General features: G+C 66.7%; 15 protein-coding genes. 6 read left to right on the top strand and 9 right to left on the bottom strand.

Going from position 1 to position 18,256, the window contains the following annotated elements; translation table 11 throughout:
* Nucleotides 1-19: 19 nt before the first annotated feature.
* From VFB33_13345 to VFB33_13325, 5 genes are all read right to left on the bottom strand, one after another.
* Nucleotides 20-406: an NADH-quinone oxidoreductase subunit A gene (locus VFB33_13345; GenBank protein HZO82673.1), complete on the bottom strand. Its 387-nt coding sequence runs from the start codon at nt 404-406 to the stop codon at nt 20-22.
* Between the two features lie 115 nt (nt 407-521).
* A complete protein-coding gene (locus VFB33_13340) occupies nt 522-1,109 on the bottom strand; it encodes a nitroreductase family protein (protein ID HZO82672.1) in 588 nt (195 codons plus the stop codon).
* Nucleotides 1,110-1,121: 12 nt separating this feature from the next.
* A complete protein-coding gene (locus tag VFB33_13335; protein ID HZO82671.1) occupies nt 1,122-1,997 on the bottom strand; it encodes a fumarylacetoacetate hydrolase family protein in 876 nt (291 codons plus the stop codon).
* A gap of 139 nt (nt 1,998-2,136) precedes the next feature.
* Nucleotides 2,137-2,391, bottom strand: a complete 255-nt coding sequence (locus VFB33_13330) for a zf-TFIIB domain-containing protein (protein HZO82670.1) — start codon at nt 2,389-2,391, stop codon at nt 2,137-2,139.
* 74 nt (nt 2,392-2,465) lie between these two features.
* On the bottom strand, nt 2,466-2,801 hold the full coding sequence (locus tag VFB33_13325; GenBank protein ID HZO82669.1) for a zinc ribbon domain-containing protein: 336 nt from the start codon (nt 2,799-2,801) through the stop codon (nt 2,466-2,468).
* Between the two features lie 117 nt (nt 2,802-2,918).
* Here VFB33_13325 and VFB33_13320 point away from each other — a divergent pair, with 117 nt between their 5' ends.
* The gene (locus VFB33_13320) at nt 2,919-3,527 is read left to right on the top strand and encodes a glutathione S-transferase family protein (GenBank protein ID HZO82668.1); all 609 of its coding nucleotides are present in this window, start codon (nt 2,919-2,921) and stop codon (nt 3,525-3,527) included.
* Between the two features lie 70 nt (nt 3,528-3,597).
* Here the strand turns inward: VFB33_13320 and VFB33_13315 are convergent, their stop codons facing one another.
* From VFB33_13315 to VFB33_13300, 4 genes are all read right to left on the bottom strand, one after another.
* The gene (locus VFB33_13315; GenBank protein ID HZO82667.1) at nt 3,598-5,484 is read right to left on the bottom strand and encodes a glycosyltransferase family 39 protein; all 1,887 of its coding nucleotides are present in this window, start codon (nt 5,482-5,484) and stop codon (nt 3,598-3,600) included.
* Between the two features lie 5 nt (nt 5,485-5,489).
* A complete protein-coding gene (locus tag VFB33_13310) occupies nt 5,490-6,518 on the bottom strand; it encodes an isoaspartyl peptidase/L-asparaginase (protein HZO82666.1) in 1,029 nt (342 codons plus the stop codon).
* Nucleotide 6,519: 1 nt separating this feature from the next.
* Complete coding sequence (locus tag VFB33_13305; GenBank protein ID HZO82665.1) at nt 6,520-7,320, bottom strand: methyltransferase domain-containing protein; 801 nt, start codon at nt 7,318-7,320, stop codon at nt 6,520-6,522.
* A 72-nt stretch (nt 7,321-7,392) separates the two neighbouring features.
* The gene (locus VFB33_13300) at nt 7,393-8,403 is read right to left on the bottom strand and encodes a D-2-hydroxyacid dehydrogenase (GenBank protein ID HZO82664.1); all 1,011 of its coding nucleotides are present in this window, start codon (nt 8,401-8,403) and stop codon (nt 7,393-7,395) included.
* Between the two features lie 318 nt (nt 8,404-8,721).
* On the opposite strand from VFB33_13300, the gene VFB33_13295 reads away from it, so the two are divergent.
* From VFB33_13295 to pdxA, 5 genes are all read left to right on the top strand, one after another.
* A complete protein-coding gene (locus tag VFB33_13295; GenBank protein ID HZO82663.1) occupies nt 8,722-11,529 on the top strand; it encodes a hypothetical protein in 2,808 nt (935 codons plus the stop codon).
* Between the two features lie 266 nt (nt 11,530-11,795).
* Nucleotides 11,796-12,473, top strand: coding sequence for a PDZ domain-containing protein (locus VFB33_13290; protein ID HZO82662.1), 678 nt, complete (start codon nt 11,796-11,798; stop codon nt 12,471-12,473).
* Between the two features lie 96 nt (nt 12,474-12,569).
* On the top strand, nt 12,570-16,160 hold the full coding sequence (gene mfd, locus VFB33_13285; GenBank protein ID HZO82661.1) for a transcription-repair coupling factor: 3,591 nt from the start codon (nt 12,570-12,572) through the stop codon (nt 16,158-16,160).
* 4 nt (nt 16,161-16,164) lie between these two features.
* Nucleotides 16,165-17,154 (top strand): peptidylprolyl isomerase, encoded by a 990-nt coding sequence (locus VFB33_13280; protein ID HZO82660.1) that lies wholly within the window; start codon nt 16,165-16,167, stop codon nt 17,152-17,154.
* A gap of 37 nt (nt 17,155-17,191) precedes the next feature.
* Entirely contained in the window at nt 17,192-18,244 is a 1,053-nt protein-coding gene (pdxA, locus tag VFB33_13275; protein HZO82659.1) for a 4-hydroxythreonine-4-phosphate dehydrogenase PdxA, read from the top strand.
* Nucleotides 18,245-18,256: the final 12 nt, after the last annotated feature.

The following is an 18,256-nucleotide window of genomic DNA, read 5'->3' as shown; positions in this document are numbered from 1 at the left end:
GGGCTCCTATTCTACGCTCCTAGTCGGGGACTTTCTTGACCCATTCGAGGTCGTGCTTGACCCATACGTAGGCCAGCCCCACAAACAGGATCAGCAGAAAGATAAGGATTTCGCTGAGCGCGAACAGCCGCTGTCCATGGCGCACCCAGTCGCTGAACACGGCGGCGACCGGATAAATAAAGGCTACCTCGACCTCGAAAATTACGAAGACCAGCGCGATCAGATAAAACCGCACGTTGAAGTTAATCCAGGCGCGCCCGGTCGGCGGTTCGCCGCATTCGTACGGCATCAGCTTGCGCGGATGCGGATTGCGCGGCGCGAGCAGCTTCTGTAATCCGACGAGCAGGGCCGAAACGCCCAGGGCCAAGATCGTCAGCGCCAGCACGACACCGAACTGGAAGTACATGCGACTCCTCCAGCCCTGATGTAGTTGGCGAGGATCACGCTGTCAACACGGGCTTATCTTCGCCGCAAGCATGACTTAAGCGGCGCTTGCGGCACCAGTGAGCAGGCCCGCGCCGCTATGCAGCGCCGAAGCGGCCGCGAAAGACAAAGGATTCCACCGGTTTGCGCGCGCGCGGAGCAAGCTCGCGCTGGCGAAGCGAATCGGGCAGCGTCGCCGGGTCTCCGGCGTAGCCCACCGCGATCGCGGCGACCGGCTCGTAACCCTCGGGCACGTCGTAGAGCTCACGCACCTTGTCGGGATCGAAGCCGGCCATCGGATGAGCGAACAGGCCCATTGCGGTCGCCTGGACAATCAGCTGCGCGGTGGCGAGGCCAACGTCATGGGTCGCATGGCGGTTCGGCTTGCCACTCTGTGCAAAAGCAAGCCGCGCCACGGAAACCATCAGCACCGGCGCGCGCGCGGCCCACACGCGGTTGCCCTCAACCAGACAGCTCAGCAGCCGTGAGAAGCCAGCCTCGTCGTCACGGGTCGCGACGATGAAGTGCCACGGCTGCTCGTTGTAACAGGAGGCCGACCAGCGCGCGGCCTCGAACAGGCTGAGCAGCTTGTGCGCCTCGACCGGACGCTCGTCGAACGCGCGCGGACTCCATCGCCGGCGCAGCGGCTCTTCGATCGGATGGGCAGTATCGGCGGGCTTTTCCACGGCGCAGCTCGCTCAGATCACGGCGGTGTCGGCCGGCTCGTCGATCACGCGGTTTTCGATATAGCCGATGCGCTCGATCTCGATCCGTACCGCGTCGCCGCTTTTGAGCCAGCGCGGCGGTTTCATCGCACCCGCAACGCCCGCCGGCGTGCCGGTCGAAATTATCAGCCCGGGCATCAGCGTGCACACGGTCGAAAGCGTCTCAACCAGCGAGAAGCAGTCGAAGATCAGGTGGCGCGTGTTGGAATGCTGGCGCTCCTCGCCGTTGACGAGGGTGCGCAGTTCGAGCGTGTGCGGGTCACCCAGCTCGTCGGGGGTGACGATCCACGGCCCGGTGGGGCCGTGGGTGTCGAACGATTTGCCTAGCGTCATGGTCGGCGAGCGGCGCTGCCAGTCGCGCACGCTCACGTCGTTGACGATCATGTAGCCCGCGATCACCTCGCGCGCGCGCTCGCGCGGGACGTGCCGGCAGCGCCGGCCGATAACGAAGCCCAGCTCGCCCTCGTAGTCGAGCCAGGTCGAGGCGCGCGGCAGATGAATCGGGTCGTAGGGGCCGGTGACGCAGGTGACCTGCTTGTTGAAGAAGATCGGAAATGTGGGGCGCTCGCGGCCGGTCTCGCCGATATGGTCGGCGTAGTTCAGCCCGATGGCGAGGAACTCCGGCGGATGCATCACCGGCGCCTCCAGCTTCACCATCGAAAGCGCGATCATGTGCTTGCCGGCGGCGGCCGCCGCCCGCACCCGCTCCATCGCGGCACTGCCGGCGCCGAGCAGGCCGCACATCTCGCGCGGCAGCTCGGGCGCCGCCTGGGCCAGGTCGACGATCGAGGTTTCGACGACGACGCCGACCCGGGTGACGCCCTGATGCGTGAATGTTGCGAGCTTCATCGCGTTCTCCCCATGTCGCAAGCGCCCGCGCGCTCGAGCCATCTATCGACCCGGCGCCCGCGCGGCGATGTGCGTTGGAACTACGCTGTCGGCAAGGGTCAGACCGGCCCCGGACGGTTAAGCCCGGGAGATGCGACCATCACTTTAGCCGCTTGAAGATCTCCTCCAGCATCGCGGCGGTCACCCATGCCCCGTGCTTATCGGCGCATGTCATCATCGCGATGCCGGCGCGCGTGGCGGCCGCCAGCGGCTTCTTGCATTGCGGGCACAGCGCCGCCTCGCCCTTCTTGCGCAATTTCTCGATAAGTTCGCGGTCACGCTCATGGGCCCACTGCTCTTCGCGCGCCCGCTCGACGTCACGCATCTTGTCGCCGAAGCGATCCTTTTCGTCCATCGTTCAACTCTCCGCGGCTGACAGCGCCGCCCGGTGCAGCTCGGCGCTCGGCGCCGGACCCTACGGCCAGCCCTCTAGAGCATGTCCTTGATCAGCTTGCCGCTGCGCGCATTCTCAACGGTCTCCTCGAACTTCGAGCCCAGATCGACGCCCATCTCCTTGGCCCGCTTCTTGGCCCACAGCCCGACGTTGCGCGAGTCGCGATAGAAGGACTCGTCGCGCGGGCGCGAGGTGTCGAAACTGTCCAGCCGCGACGCCTCGCTCGCGACTACCGCGAACGACGACATCACGCGCTTAAGCCGGGTCGCGCCGCAGGCCGGGCAAACCAGCCGCGGGCGGCGCCGCGCGCCCATCACGACGTGCGAGCTAACCCTCGCACAGGCCCCGCATTCATACTCGTAGATCGGCATCCACAACGAGAATAACCCGCCCCAATTGAGCGGGCAAACCGACCGCCGAGCCCGCGCGTTGCTATCCTGTCAAGCCGGTTGCTAGCATTCGGCGGCAAGCCCCAAGGAGAGACAGCGATGAAGATTTACGACAGCAGCGTAGCCCCCAATCCGCGCCGAGTCCGCATCTTCCTGGCCGAAAAGGGCATCCAAGTCCCCTATGAGCAGGTCGACCTCGCCAAGGCGCAGAACCGCTCGCCCGAGTTCCTCAAGATCAACCCGATGGGCGGCGTGCCTGTGCTTGAGCTCGACGACGGCACGCATATCGCCGAGTCGGTCGCGATCTGCCGCTACTTCGAAGAAACCCAGCCCGAACCGCGCCTGATGGGCACGGATGCGCGCGACAGGGCACTGGTCGAAATGTGGCAGCGGCGGATGGAGCTGAATCTGCTCGGGATGGTGGCTGGATGCTTTCGCAACACGTCGGACTTCTTCAAGGGGCGCATTCCGCAGGTACCGGAATACGGCGAGGTCTGCCGCCAGGCGGCCGAGAAGATGTGCACCTTTCTCGACGGCGCGCTGGCTGACCGGCCTTTCGTCGCCGGCCAGCGCTACACGATCGCCGATATCACGGCGCTCGTGGCGATCGACTTTGCCAAGCTCATCAAGCTGCGTATCGCGGCCGAGCAGAAGAATCTCGGGCGATGGTACGAGACGGTCAGCTCGCGGCCCAGCGCGCGCGCCTGATCGCCGCGGCGCGGTAGAAAATCCGTCGACATCGCAGGGCCCGCCCGGGGGCCCTGCGCTTTTTTTGCGTTCACGGCCGAGGCGCTGCTTGTCTCGCGCTAGCGGCTGCCGGGCCGACGCCTGAATTCGGATGCGAGGCTGCGCTGACGAGCTCGTACAGCGCGGGCGGGCCGCCGCCGCCCACCAACCGCGACTGCATCACGAGCTTCAGGCGCTGGCGCACGGCCGGCGCGATGCGTAAGAGTTCGCGCGGCCGCGCGACGACGTAGGCGCGCGCGCGCGACTCGAGCGCGGCGGGTCCGGCCAGCTCGAGACCCCAAACCGCGCGGCCATAGTAGAAGGAAAGCTCGTAATTGCGGCCCCATGCGGCGTACAACGGCGCGCCGCCGATCCGCCCATGCACCTCGCGCACGAACGTCTTCATCGAGCGCGCGCGCGCCACCGCCGGCCTGAGCGCGCCGGTAAAAAGCATCGAGCCGCCAAGCGCGATCAATGCGAGCCCCGCACCGGTCCACAGCGAACGGCGGTGATGGAGCCCGGCGAACACCGTCAGTGCGCCGATTAGCGAGGCTGCTGCGAAAAGGATGAAGGCGGCGGCGCCAGCGCGGATGCCGCCCAGAAAAATCGAGAGGAAGACCGCGTCGCTCGATTGCATCCGCGAAAGCAGCGCGCCCGTCAGCCGCGGCGCACGGACGAGGACGAACGCGCCGGCGAGGGCCGCGCAAAAGGCGATCGCGATAGCGCCGGTTGTGATGTCACGTACGCGCGCTGAGAGCGAAGCTTCGCGCGCCGACGCGATCGCCGCCCCGCTGAACAGCGCGGCGAACAGAATCGCCAGACCCGGCATCGCCGGCAGGATATAGTCATCGCGCTTGGCGCTGGCCGCGGAAAAGAAGATCAGAACCGCAAGCACCAGGCTTAGCTGGAAGAGCAACGGCCGCCGCGCGCGCGCCTCGCCGTCCCTGCGCCACAACGCGAGCGCCAACGCGACGACGAGCAGGCTCATCGGTAGCGCGCCGCCGAACATCCGCGCCGCGATATACCACAACGGACGCGCCGCCTCGCCGGTCCCGCCCAATGTCGCGGGCAGGAAGTGGCCGAAGTTTTCGCTGACAAAGATACCCGTCACCCGCGGCCCTCCGGCCAGCGCCGCCGGCACATACCAGCAAGCGGAGATCACCAGCGCCAGCGCGAGCATCAGCCACGGCCATCCGCTTCCGAGCACTCGCCAGGGCAAGCACCTCGCCAAAACCAGATGGATAAAGCCGGCAAGTCCGATCAGCACGATTGCAACCGGCCCCTTGGTCAGCACCGCAAGCCCGAGCAGGACTCCGCCCACGACCGCGTCGCCTATCGAGGCGCCGAAGCCGGGAGAGCTTGCGCCTTCGGCAGGGTCGGGTGGCTCCAGCAGCCGGTAAATCCGGCACCACGCTGCAAACAGGAGCAGGCTCAGGAGCATGTCCGTCAGATCCACGGTCGCCCGCGAGGCGAAGCCGTAGGTGCCGAGCACGAAGGCCAGCGCAAGCCATCCGGTCGATTCGCCGACATACGCCGCGCTCCACGACGCGACCGCGGCGGCGAGCAGGACGCCGGCGACCATCGAAACCAGGCGCGCGTTGACTTCGTTGACCGCGCCGCCGTCGGCCTTAACCGCGAACGCGGCGAGCCAGTAGTACAGCGGCGGCTTGCGGTCGATCCCGCCGTAATCGTCGGTCGGCAGGAGCCACTGCCCGCGCTCTGTCACGCCCTGGATCCACTGGGCCGATTGGGTTTCCTGATCCTTCTCGAAGGGCGCCGAGATCCCGACGCTGAGCACGACCGCTGCGACGGCGGCCGCGACGACAGCGATGGCCCGGCGGCGAACGCCGCCGGTGAACGCCGTCAACGCGCCAATGCGGGCGCCGGATGCGCCCAGCAGGATCGGTTGGTCCGCCGCTGCACGGGACAGCTTCGCCATCGATGCTAATCTTGCGCGGCGCCGGAGGCCGCGGCGAGCGGCTCGGCCCATCGATATTCGATCCCGCCGGCCGCGTCGAACATCGCGACGTCCATCACTTCGGCGTTGTGGGCGAAGCCGAGCCGGCCGCGGCAGTCAACCAACACCACTCCGGCCTGGCCGCCGGTCAGCGCGGCGAGGTCGGCTATCGCGCGGCGCGCGGCGGCGTACGGCTCCCGGTGTCGAAGCAGCATCACCGCTTCGCGGCAGAGCCCCGCCTTCATGATCGCCTCACCCTGGCCGGTTGCCGACGCCGCGCCCGGCGCGTCGGCAAAGGCGCCCGCCCCGATTATCGCGGAGTCGCCCACGCGTCCGGGCAGCTTGCCGCCGACCCCGCCGGTCGAAGTCGCCGCCGCAAGCATCCCGCGCGCGTCAAGGGCCACGGCGCCGACGGTTCCGAAGCCTCCGGGGCCGCCGCTGCCCTCCTCCTTCCCGCCTCGTGCGCCGCCGGCGGCGGCCGCGCGATTCTCGATCGCCGCGCGCCAGCGCTCGCGCGCACGCTGAGTTATCAGATCTTCGGGACGGCACAGCTCCAGCCCGGCGCGACGCGCCAGGCGCTCGGCGCCCGCGCCAGCCATCAACACGTGCGGCGTATGCTCCATCACGGCGCGCGCGAGCAGAATCGGATTGCGCACGCGCGTGACCGCGGCCACTCCGCCGGCGCCGAGCCTGACGGCGAAGCGCATGCCGCGCGCGCGGCGGCGCAACGCAACCGTGCGCTGAGGCTCGGCCACCATCACCGCCGCGTCCATCTCCACCGTCCCCTCAACGGTCAGCAATGAGCCGGTGCCGGCGTTGAACAGCGGATGGTCTTCGAGGGCACGCACGGCGGTGACGACGGCGTCAAGCGCGTTGCCGCCGCTACGCAGGACGTCGGCGCCGGCGCGTACGGCGGCCAGCATCCCGCGCCTGCGCTCGGGTCGCTCGATCGCAGGACCGTGGCCGCCTGCTCCGCCATGAGCGATGAGGGCCGGTGGGATGGCGGGATGCTCCATGTCAAGGCTCCGGGCGGCGCGCCCAGATAAAGAGGCGCCGGAAGTTGAAGATGAGCGGGCCGCGCGTGCCGTACGCGCGCTCCAAGCGTGCCGTCAGCGCCGTGATGAACGGCTCGCGCGCCGGGACTTCGAGCGCGTCGAGGAACGGGCGGAGCGCGGTTGCGCGGATCCATTCGACGACCTCGCCGGGCGAAACCATCGGATGGCGAAACGTATGGTAGTGGCAGTTGACGTCGGCGAACCCGATCTCGCCTAACATCGCGGCGTAATTCTCGGGCGCGGCCACTGTACGCGAAGGCGGCGCGAGGCCCGAGAGACGCGCGCGCCACGGCTCCTCAAGCGCCATCGCGGAGATCGTCGCCTGCGCGGTCTCCCCGTCGTTGGCCGGCATCTGGACTACCAGACGCCCGCCAGGAACCAGCGCGCGATAGCAACGGACGAACACGTCGCGATGGTCGGCGAGCCACTGGATGGCCGCATTGGAGAACACCAGCGAATATTCAACTGTCGCTTTAAGTTCACGGATGTCGCGGCGCTCGAAACTCAGTCGATCGCGTAGCTCCGGCTCGAGGCTATCGCGCAGCTTGAGCGCGCTTTCGATCATCGCCGGCGACGAGTCGATCCCCAGCACGACGCTGTCCGCCGCGCGGCGCGCCAGTTCGGCCGTGTTCTCACCGCTGCCGCATCCGAGATCGATTACCCGTTCCGCCCGATTCAGCCGCAGGCGCTCGAGAATCATTTCGAACGGCTCGGCGCGATAGCGGCGAAAGCGGTTGTAGAGTTCGGGATCCCAGTCAACCATCTTTCGCGTGCCGCCGCACAGGCAGCATAAAAGCCACCGCCAACTGGGACAAGCGCGTGCGACGGGGCGCGCTCAGTAGCCGAGCGCCGGATCGATACGGTTGAGCAGCGGCTGATTGGCGATGAAGCGGCGCAGGTTCTCCGCGAACAGCTCGCAAGCCGCCGCGACGTAGCCCTTGAACGATCCCGACATGTGCGGGGTCAGGATGGTGTTCTCCATCTCCCACAGCGGGCTTTCGCGCTCCAGCGGCTCGCGCTCGAAGACGTCGAGCCCGGCGCCGCCGAGCCGTCCACTGCGCAACGCCTCCACCAGCGCTCCCTGATCGATCACCTCGCCGCGCCCGACGTTGACCAGGTAGGCATGCGGGCGCATCGCCGCCAGCTCGCTCGGGCCGATAAAGCTGCGCGTCGCCTCGGTCAGCGGCAGCGTGACGGTTACGTAATCGCACTCGGCCAGCATCTCGCGCCGTTCGCCCGGGCCGTAGAAGCGCTCCGGGATGTGACCATCGGGATCGCCCAGCCCGGCGGGCATCCACCCCGGATCTGCGCGCGCCGCTGGATCGCGCTTGAGCGCGAGCACCCGCATCCCCAGCGCCTGGGCGATCCGCGCCGTCTCGCGCCCGATCGAACCGTAGCCGACCGCGCCCAGCGTCCGCCCGCGCATTGTATCGACCGTAGACATGAACTCGCCCGAGCGGCGCCACTCGCGGTTCATCTGCGCCCGGATGAGCGTGTGCAGCTTGTGTGCGAAGGCGAGCATCGAGGCGATCGTGTACTCGGCCATCGTCGCCGCATGGATTCCGCTCGCGGTCGTGACCGCGACCTTGTGTCCGAGCTCGGCCCTCGGCAGATGATCGGCGCCCGCGCTCAAAAGTTGCACCCAGCGAAGCTGCGGCGCCAGCCCGATCGCCTGTGGCGGCACCCGGAAAGTAAACATCACCTCGCATCCGCCCGTCTCGCGCACCAGATCGACGATCTCATCATTTCCGCGGCATTGACGATCGACGATCGACGCGCCGGGCGCCGCGCGCTCGACTATCGCGCGCAACTGAGGTCCGAGACTGACTGTCGAAACAATTTTCATTGGCTTCAAAGACCGCGTCGAGACCGGCCCGACGCCACTATGACACGCCCGATTGTTGTATTTCAAGTGCAGCACGCAAGTAATGCCTTATTCCATTTAGATATTCCCTATCATGATCAGACTGCTCCCTATTGCTTCTAGACTAACGCCATATTGGCATATTCTATCTAGGTCTGTCGACTATTATGCTTCGAACTGAATATCATTTTTTGATTTGCGTGAATGTTGAATCTGACTAATTATTCAGACCATCGGCTCGATACAGACAGTTGCAAAGTACTCTTTTGGCCAACCGGACTTTTCGGAGGGGGTAAGCTCATGAAGGCTGGGAAGCTGGCGTTTGTCGTGATGGTACTGTGCCTGACCACGATTGCGGTCCTGTCAGCGTCGCGCTCTGCGAGCACACGCAGCCCGATCCGGGCGGCCGCAATACCAAACACAATGTCCGCCTCCAGCGCGTTCTCGGCTGCAGTCGCGACAACTCTCGGCGGGCCGCAGAGAACGATCGCCGAAGTGGACCTGCTCGGCGATTGGGACGGCACCGAGGACGAGGTCGCGGACCATGCCGGCAAGGTCGACGACCTGTCAAGCTCGGTGCTTGCGGATCTGCCGGGCGACACTTTGACTCGGGTGGCGATCTCGGAACACACTATCGCCAACGGCTTCGCGGAGGACCTCTTTTACTATGGCGATTCCCTGGGCAACGTGGTGGTGGCCTACAATAGCAGCGGCGGGACCTTGACCGCTCCCGCAACCGATGAGTTTCGTATAAACCTGCCCACGGTGCTCAATGCATTCGGCAATCTCAACAGCAACGACCAGATAGCGATCACCGGCCTGGCCGTTTCTCCAGTGGCCGATCTTTCCTCTTTCGCCAACGTCAACGGCGCGTTTGCGCTCTTCGCCGGAAGGATCGGCGAGATTCTCTACGTCAGTTTCACCGACAATGGCGGCGGTTTTCGCCTGACTTCAAACGGCACCATAGTGCGGAGCGGGCTGCTGGCCTTCCCGATCGGAGACTTTACTTCGGCTGCGGCCAGCCCGCCTGGCATTCTGAGCCCGAGTGGGTTTCCAGTAACCGTAGGAGGTTCGTTCGGGGTGATCTTTTCCGTGTTCGCGAACCCAGGCGGGATTGCCGTTGACGACAACGGCGCCGTCTATTTCCACCAAGCCGACCTGGTTCAGCTGACCGGGAGCAACGTGGTCGAGATTGCGCCGGTCGGCAGCAATCAGACCCGCTCGCTGGCGGTCAGCGGGATTGCCACCCTCACGACCCTTGACCCCAGCGGCGGATCCTATGGAACGACCAGCGGGCCCTCAAGCCAGGTGAACCGGGTCACCAATTATTCGGGGACCTCGAAGTTCTTTGGCAACATCGCCGCGCTTGCGGCCGGTCCCGGCAACGTACTGTATGCGGCGGTCGCGCGTTCGTTCGTGGCGACTGATTCTGCGCGGGCGCAGCATAGCGAGGGTCTGTTCACGAACCCCGCCGCGTTGGGATCAACGCCGTCAATGGTCATAACGATGGCCGACAACAGCGGTGCACTTGATCCCTGTTCGGATCGGATACCCGTGGCCGACGGATTCGCGGACGTGGTGGTCAGCGGTCAACCCTTGCGCCCCGGCATTAACAACTTCCGCACCTTCGTGATGGGCGCGGGGCCGGACCGGCGCGACGGCGGCGCGGTCTTCGGAAGCACAACCAACACGCAGAAAATCGACCTCAAGATCGACGACACCATCTATTCGGGCATCGCCGTGGATGAGGAGGCCAAGGTTTACGTGATCTCGGGCGGCACGCCGGCAAACGTCGGCACTAATCCATCGCCGCAGCGCAGCGAGATCCTCGCCTTGCCCGACGACCGACCCTACGATAGGCGGGCTGACTACCTCGACCTGCGCGGCGACACTCCGCCCAACAGCGGAATCAGCGGAGGAAACCAGGGCAACGGTGTTGCCAACCGTTTCGACTACATCTACTGGCAGGCGCCGCTCGACCCCGCCACCAACACCCCGATTGGAGTGGCCGGCCTGGCACGCGGATTCCTGCTTTACCTCAACCGCACCCGCACCGACGACCATACCCCGAACCTGCCCAATGGGGTTACCCAGGCCGCCGACAGCACCAGCGGGCCGGAATTCTTCGAGAACCTCGATCCGGGCCACCAGGTGGCCGGCGGCGACGACCAGTTGTTCCCCTTCAAGGGCGACGACGACGACGACACCTCCGGACCCAACAATCCGGCGGTGACCGACCCGCTGGCGGGCGGCTTCGAGATGATCTTCGGCGGCATCCAGAGCGCCGTGTGCTCATCGCCGTGGAACACTCTGTTCGTCAACTCCAACGGCAGCATCAGCTTCGGCTCCGGAAACACCAGCGCCTCGCCCTCGACGGCATCTTTTCTGTCCGGCCCGCCGATGGTTGCACCGGCGTGGACTGCTTTGAACACCGCCAGCCGGGAGAGTTTCCAGAACACCTTCCCGGTGCAGGCGCTGGGCTTTGCAAACATTAACGATTTCGTCGTGCGCTGGATCAACGTCCCGCAGACGGGCAACGAAGCCTGCGGCTCAAGCAACACGTTTGAGGTTCAGCTGATGGACGATGGAACCGGGGATGACGAAAACGCCGACCAGACGCTCAACGCGGCGAATCCGATCGGCAACAATGCGGTGCCCTTTGATCTGAAGGAAGGCCCGACCAACTTGCGCTTCAAGGTCGTCGGTGGCGTGCTCAAGGGCAAGCCCGCCCGGCCCGACGGCAGCGCCTACTTCACCTTCCGCTACGGCGCGACGGACCTGCTGGGCAGCGCGGCCAACCCGGTCATGGTGGGCTACTCGGTGGGCGATCAGCCTTCAGCACCTTCCGGCTTGTGCACGACCGCCAACCTGAGCACGTTCCCCAACGGCAACCTGATCGGTGACAATTCGCAGGCCACAATCTTCCAGCTCTTCGATACCGGAACGGCTACCAACCCGGCTTTCGACCTCCGCTTCGAAGGCGGCAACCGCGAAAACTCGACGCCAGTCGGGCAACACGACAAGAATCGCGGGCTGGTCCGATTCTTCGGCGTCGATTGCGAGTCGGCGCTCGTGTTCTCGTGTCCGAGCTCGAAGGCGCCATGGTAGCAAGCGTGGGTTTTCATCAGGTTTCCTAACGTGGGACTTGGAGGCGCTGCGCGAGCGGCGCCCCCAAGCGCCGTTCGCCAGCCAACAGTCGGCCCTTGAGCCGGCGATTCCCGCTCCCCTATGATCCATTCGTGCGAAGCTGCGGATGGAAACGGGTCGCAGCCGTCTGCGTGCTCGGGGCTGCACTTTGCCTGCACTCGGCTGCGATCGAATGTGCCGCCGCGGACAGCGACACCGCTTCGGCTGGGCGGACCGAAACCGCCGCGATGACGGTCGGCGCGAGCGAGTCGAAGCCCGCCTCCCGACAGGCGGCGTCTGCAAGCAGCATCCCCGCTGGCGGCGATCAGACGCTGGTCATCCCGCCAGCGGCGAATCCAGAGCAACAGCCTGCCCCCGGTGAACAGCAGGAGCCCGCGCCAGAGGAACCGAGCGCGCCGCAGCCGGACATCGGCTCGGACAACTCTCCTTTGCCGGCCGACCTGCCGCCGGAACCCCGTCGCGGACCGCTGCCCTATCTGGGCGTGGGCGTGATGTACACGGTCTCGTCTGCCGACGGACAGCAGGTAAACGCGTTGAAGGTGATCAGCGTCGACCCCGGCAGTCCGGCGGCGCGCGCCGGGCTTAACATCGGCACGCCCGCGTCCACCATCGGCGCGAGCACACAGACTGCGGGCCAGCTGCTGGGGCCGTTGGACGCGGCGCTGCGGCCGCTGCTCGCGAAATCCGGTCAGCTCGGCACCGACGGCGATCTGATCGTCGCGATCGACGACCATCGCATCACCGCCGCCACCGACCTGCGCGACCGGCTCGCCCAGCTCCATCCGGGCGACGTCATCTACCTCACCGTGCTGCGCCAGCAGCGCGACGGTTCCTACAAAACGGTCAAGCTGCCGGCGACGCTCGGCTTCCCACCCAACGTGGGCAAGGCCGCCGCGGCGCGCTAGCGCGCATCCGATCGCGCGCGGAATTACGGCCGCGTCTGCTATCATCGATCCGATTTATCCGCGGCCGATTCGCCTGCGGATCGTTCGAAGAGCGATTTGGAACGCAGTCTGAAAGAGGCGGCGAGCGAGCTCAAAGCCCGCCTGGAGGCCGGCTCGGCGCGGCGCTTTCCGTTGATGGGGCTGAAGGGGGCGGCGGGCGCCTTGATGCTTCGCGAGGCGGCGCTCGATCTGGGCCGGCCGCTGCTGGTGGTGACCGCGCTCGCGCGCGAGGCCGAGGCGTTGGCGGGCGAGCTCGCATTCTTCCTCGACGAGGCGCCAGGCGCCGACCCGGCGGCACGCCGGGTCCATCTGCTGCCTGGCTGGGAGATGCGGCCGTTTGCGCATCTGTCGCCGCCGCCCGACACCCAGGCGGCGCAGCTCGCGGCGCTGTATGCGATGCTGCGCGCCAGGGCGCCGGTCGTGGTCGCACCCGCCGAGGCGTTGATGATGCGCACGGTGCCGCGCGCCGCCTTCGAGTCCTCGGTGCTCAAAATCAGCGTCGCCGACCGGCTCGACCTCGACGCGCTCATCGATGCGCTGGGCGCGCTCGGCTACCAGCGCGTGCCGCAGACCGAGGAGCCGGGCGACTTCAGCGTGCGCGGCGGCATCATCGACATCTACTCGCCGCTCTACCATGACCCCGTGCGCATCGAGCTCGAAGAGGACATCGTCACCTCGCTGCGCCATTTCGATCCGGGCTCGCAGCGCTCGGCGGACGAATGCGCCGAGGCGGTGGTGATACGCGCGCGCCATGTCCCGCCGGTCGCGCTCAAGGACGAGAAGCTGCGCGAGCGCGTCGCGCTGCGCGCGAGCGAAATCGGGCTGGTGCGCAAGGAGTTGGCCGAGCTCAGCGACTCGCTGGTAAACGGGCTGCTGTTCCCCGGCGCCGAGCTGCTTACGCCGATGCTTTTCGGACGGCCGCTCGACCGCGTCTTCGACTACCTCGCGCCCGAGACGCTCGGATGGATAATCGAGCCCGGCCGTGTGCTTGCCGAGGCGCTCAGAATAGCCGAGCAGGTCGGGCTCGAAGCCGCCGCGGCGCAAGCCAAGCCGTCGTTCTATCCGCCCCCGCAGTCGCTCTACCTCGGGGCCGAGGAGTTCGAGCGCGCACTGGGAGCGTTGACCGCGGTCGAGGTCGGCTCGCTGGTCACGGTATCAGCGCCGCGCGAGGGATGGGCGCCAGCGATCGAGATCAAATGCCAGCCCAGCCTCAAGCTCGGCGCGAGCACACTCACCGGTCAGCGCACGCCGCCGAGCTTCGAGCCGCTCGCCAAGGAGCTCAAGGAAGTCCAGCGCGGGCAGGGACGCGCGTTGATGGTGGTCGAGGGCGCGAGCCAGGCCGCGCGTCTGCGCAGGCATCTGGAAGCCTACGACATCGAACTCAACACCGAATGCAAGAGCTTCGGCGCACTGATGGGATGGCCGGACTTCCGCCCCGCGATCATGGAAGGCGAAATCTCCGCCGGTGCCGTACTCCAGGCCGACGGAATTTACCTCTACAGCGAAGAAGACGTCTTCGGCGAACCGCGCGCGCGGCGGCGCCCGCGCCGGGTCTCCAAGGGGGCGCTGCTCAACCTCGACGAGCTCAAGCCCGACGATCTGGTGGTCCATATCGACCACGGGATCGGACGCTACCGCGGCCTGCGCCACATGAAGGTCGCCGGCGTCGAGGGCGACTTCCTCAACCTCGAATACGCGGGCGGCGACGCGATGTACGTCCCCGTGGAGCGCATCAATCTGGTCCAGCGCTATGTCGGCGGTGACGGCGCCGAGCCCAAGCTGGACAAGCTCGGCAGCGGCTCGTGGGACCGGGTCAAGCGCCGGACCAAGGAGGCGGTGCTGGCGATGGCCTCCGAGCTGCTCGACATATACGCCGCGCGCGAAGTGATGGAGGGCCACGCCTTTGCGCATCCGGGAGCCGACTACGAGGAGTTCGCCGAGCGCTTCGAGTTCGAGGAGACGCCCGACCAGCTCGCGGCGATCGACGAAGTGGTCCGCGACATGTGCCGTCCCAAGCCAATGGACCGGCTGATCTGCGGCGACGCCGGTTTCGGTAAAACCGAGGTGGCGGTGCGCGCGACGTTCGTCGCCGTGATGGGCGGGCGGCAGGTCGCGGTGCTGGTGCCGACCACGGTGCTCGCGGAGCAGCATTGGAACACGCTGCGCAAGCGCTTCGCCGATTACCCGGTGCGAATCGAGATGGTCTCGCGTTTCCGTAGCGCGCGAGAGAACAAGGCGGTCATCGAGGACGTTCGCCGCGGCAAGGTCGATATCGTCGTCGGCACTCATCGCCTGCTTCAGGCCGACGTCGAGTTTCCCAAGCTCGGCCTGCTGATTATCGACGAGGAGCATCGCTTCGGCGTCGCCGACAAGGAGCGGATCAAGCGCCTGCGCAAGCTGGTTGACGTGCTGACCCTGACCGCGACGCCGATCCCGCGCACGCTGCACATGGCGATGCTGGGAATCCGCGACCTCAGCGTGATCGAGACGCCGCCGCCCGACCGCCAGTCGATCCGTACCTTCGTCGCCCACTTCGACGACGGGTTGCTGCGCGAAGTGATCATGCGCGAGCTCAACCGCGGCGGCCAGGTCTTCTTCGTCCACAACCGGGTCGAGAACATCGATTACGTCGCACGCCACCTGCGCGCGATTGTGCCCGAGGCGAAGATCGCGGTGGCCCACGGCCAGATGAAGGAGCGCCAGCTCGAGGACGTGATGCGCGAGTTCATCGAGAACCACGTCAACCTGCTGGTGTGCTCGGCGATCATCGAGTCCGGACTCGACATCCCCAACGCCAACACGATGATTATCAACCGCGCCGACCGCTTCGGCCTCGCCCAGCTCTACCAGCTGCGCGGCCGCGTCGGCCGCTCGCGCCAGAAGGCCTACGCTTACCTGCTCATCCCCGGCGAGCACATCATCACGCGCGACGCCAAGAAGCGGATCGAGGCGTTGCGCGAGCTGGTGGAGGCTGAAAGCGGCAGCGGCTTCAAACTGGCGATCCGCGACCTCGAACATCGCGGCGCCGGCAACCTGCTCGGACGCGAGCAGTCGGGCCAGATCGCTGCCGTCGGCTTCGAGCTGTACACCGACATGATGGAGCAGGCGATCGCCGAGCTGCGCGGCCAGCCGATGCGTCCGGACTTCGAGCCCGAGCTGCGGCTCGGCATCCCGGCCTACATCCCCGACGCCTTCGTGCCCGACGAGGGCGAGCGGCTGGTGCTGTACCGGCGGATGGCGCGGGCGGAATCGAAAGCCGACCTCGACACGCTGCGCGAGGAGATGCGCGACCGCTTTGGCCCGCCGCCGACGCTAGTGGACAATTTGCTGGCCGCGATGGACCTGCGCCGGCGGCTCAAGCAGATGCTGATCCTCAGCGCCATCCTCAAGGGCGACCAGCTCGAGGTCAAATTTCATCCCGACGCTCCGCTCGAGGCCGCCAAACTGGTGGCGCTGGCCGACGCCAACCGCCGCCGGATGCGGCTTACGCCCTCGTTCCAGGTAATCGTGCGGCTCGATACGGAGGGCGCCGCGGCCGGCAACTATGGGCTGCTGTTCGAGCAGCTCGACGGCGTCTTGCAGGTGTTGGCGGGCTGTGAAAAGTTGGACGGCGAAGTGAGCCGCCCCGCCGGGCGGCTCGCCAGTTAGAATCATGAAGCAGGTTCTATCAAGCGCGTGGGAAGGCCTCAGCGCGTTGGCGGGAGCCGCGATATTGATCGGCGCGCTCGCCGCGCCGCCGCGTGCCCGTGCGCAGCAGACCGTCGATCGGGTGGTCGCCAGCGTTGACGGCGAGCCGATAACCACCCGCGACATCGCGGCATTTGCCGCCGCCAACCGGGTTACGCTGGCCAGTCCTGACGACACCGATGCGCCGACCACCCGCGAAGTGCTCAAGGGACTGATCTCGGAGCGGCTGCTGGAAAGCGAGGTCAAGAAGTACTCGGGCCAGGTCGATGAGAATCAGATCAAGTCCTACATGAAGGACTTCGAGCACAACGCCGGACTTACGGACGACCAGCTGCGCGCGCAGCTCCAAGCCCAGGGCGTCACCTACGAGCAATTCCGCGAGCACGCGCGGATGGAAATCGAAAAGATGTTGATGATCGACAAGGAAGTGCGCCAGAAAGTCAACATCTCGCCCGATGAGGTCAAGGCCTATTACGACGCCCATCCGGGCGAGTTCACCGTGAAAAAGGAGCGCTTCAAGCTCGCCCAGATCCTGATCGCGTTGCCGCCCAATCCGACCCCTGCTCAGGTCGAGGAGGCGCGCAATAAGGCCGAGGACATCCGCAAGCAGGCGGTCAGCGGCGGCGACTTCGCGGCCCTCGCGCGCCAGTACTCCGACGACGATTCAAAGGGCCAGGGCGGCGAGCTGGGCGACTTCTCGCGCGGCGAGGTGCTCGACCCGATCCAGAGCGCGCTCGACCAGATGAAGCCCGGCGACATCTCCGAGCCGATCCGCACCGAGCACGGCTTCCACATCGTCAAGCTCGAAGAGCACGACGCGCCCGGGGTCAAGCCGCTCGCCGAAGTCTCGGCCAAAATCCGCGACAAGCTGATGACCGACAAGGCCAAGAACCAATTCGCCAAGTGGGTTGAAACCGATCTCGTCAAGCAGCATTACGTCGAAACTCTCTACTGATACGCTTGCGCGGGCGGCGCGCGCTCGGCGCGCGCTTGTGGCGCTCAGCATGGGCGATCCGGCCGGGATCGGCCCTGAGGTCATCCTCAAGGCGGCGGCCGCGACGGCGGACCGGCGCGACGCTCCGGCGCTGGTTGTAATTGGCGATCTGGGCGCGATGCGCGCGGCCGCGCGGAGGCTTCGAGGCGTGCCGGAGCCTTACGAATGGCATCCGGACGATGCTGCGTCGCACCACAGAGATTGTCTGATCCCGGGGCGCAACGGGCTGGCGGTGCGGAACGTCGGCAGGCTGAGCGCGCGCGCGCTGCGTCCGGGGCGGCCGACTGTCGAGGGTGCTGACGCGGCTTACCGCTATATCGTCGAGGGCGCGCGGATGGCGATGAGGAACGAGGCCGACGCGCTGGTGACGGCGCCGATCAGCAAGGAGTGGCTCAACCGCGCCGGCCATCACTTTCCCGGGCATTCCGAGCTGCTGGCGCGGCTGGGGCGGGCGCCGTCGTGGCGGATGATGTTCGCGGGCGGCGAGCTGTGCCTGGCGTTGGTGACCGTTCATATGGGGCTTGCCCGGGTGCCGCGCGCGCTCAACGCCAAGGGCGTCTTTGACACGATTCGCCTGCTGGCGCAGCATCTGCGGCAGCGGATGGGAGTCCGCCGTCCGCGGATCGGTGTGCTCGGCTTCAATCCGCATGCGGGCGAGAACGGGCTATTCGGCGACGAGGAGATTCGCGCCATCGAACCGGCCATCCGGCGCGCGCGCCGCGGCGGTATCGATGCCTACGGGCCGCTTGCGCCGGACACCGCGTTTATCCGCCGCGGCGGCGAGTTCGGGTTCGACGCGGCGGTCGCGATGTATCACGATCAGGGGCTGATCGCGCTCAAGACGCTGGAGTTCGAGCGCGCGGTCAACGTGACGCTGGGGCTGCCGTTCGTGCGCACCTCGCCTGATCACGGCACTGCTTATGATATAGCGGGAAGCGGCACGGCGAATGCGGCGAGCATGATTGGGGCGATCGAATATGCGGCGCGCGCCGCAGCGGCCGATGGCACACTGCGCCGGCCGCGGGTCCCCAACGCGCGGCGCGGCCGCTGACGCGGAAAGTTT

The organism is Candidatus Binataceae bacterium (genome assembly GCA_035650475.1).
In the GTDB taxonomy this organism is placed as follows: Bacteria; Desulfobacterota; Binatia; order Binatales; family Binataceae; genus JAKAVN01.
The sequence above is the reverse complement of the archived record's forward strand: the minus strand, read 5'-3'. Positions and strand labels throughout refer to the sequence as shown.

Coding starts and splice junctions, on each gene's coding strand:
- VFB33_13320 (HZO82668.1), top strand. CDS start 2,919: ATGAAGATTTACGACAGCAGCGTAGCCCCCAATCCGCGCCGAGTCCGC.
- VFB33_13315 (HZO82667.1), bottom strand. CDS start 5,484: ATGGCGAAGCTGTCCCGTGCAGCGGCGGACCAACCGATCCTGCTGGGC.
- VFB33_13295 (HZO82663.1), top strand. CDS start 8,722: ATGAAGGCTGGGAAGCTGGCGTTTGTCGTGATGGTACTGTGCCTGACC.
- VFB33_13310 (HZO82666.1), bottom strand. CDS start 6,518: ATGGAGCATCCCGCCATCCCACCGGCCCTCATCGCTCATGGCGGAGCA.
- VFB33_13335 (HZO82671.1), bottom strand. CDS start 1,997: ATGAAGCTCGCAACATTCACGCATCAGGGCGTCACCCGGGTCGGCGTC.
- VFB33_13330 (HZO82670.1), bottom strand. CDS start 2,391: ATGGACGAAAAGGATCGCTTCGGCGACAAGATGCGTGACGTCGAGCGG.
- VFB33_13300 (HZO82664.1), bottom strand. CDS start 8,403: ATGAAAATTGTTTCGACAGTCAGTCTCGGACCTCAGTTGCGCGCGATA.
- VFB33_13325 (HZO82669.1), bottom strand. CDS start 2,801: ATGCCGATCTACGAGTATGAATGCGGGGCCTGTGCGAGGGTTAGCTCG.
- VFB33_13280 (HZO82660.1), top strand. CDS start 16,165: ATGAAGCAGGTTCTATCAAGCGCGTGGGAAGGCCTCAGCGCGTTGGCG.
- VFB33_13345 (HZO82673.1), bottom strand. CDS start 406: ATGTACTTCCAGTTCGGTGTCGTGCTGGCGCTGACGATCTTGGCCCTG.
- VFB33_13290 (HZO82662.1), top strand. CDS start 11,796: ATGACGGTCGGCGCGAGCGAGTCGAAGCCCGCCTCCCGACAGGCGGCG.
- VFB33_13305 (HZO82665.1), bottom strand. CDS start 7,320: ATGGTTGACTGGGATCCCGAACTCTACAACCGCTTTCGCCGCTATCGC.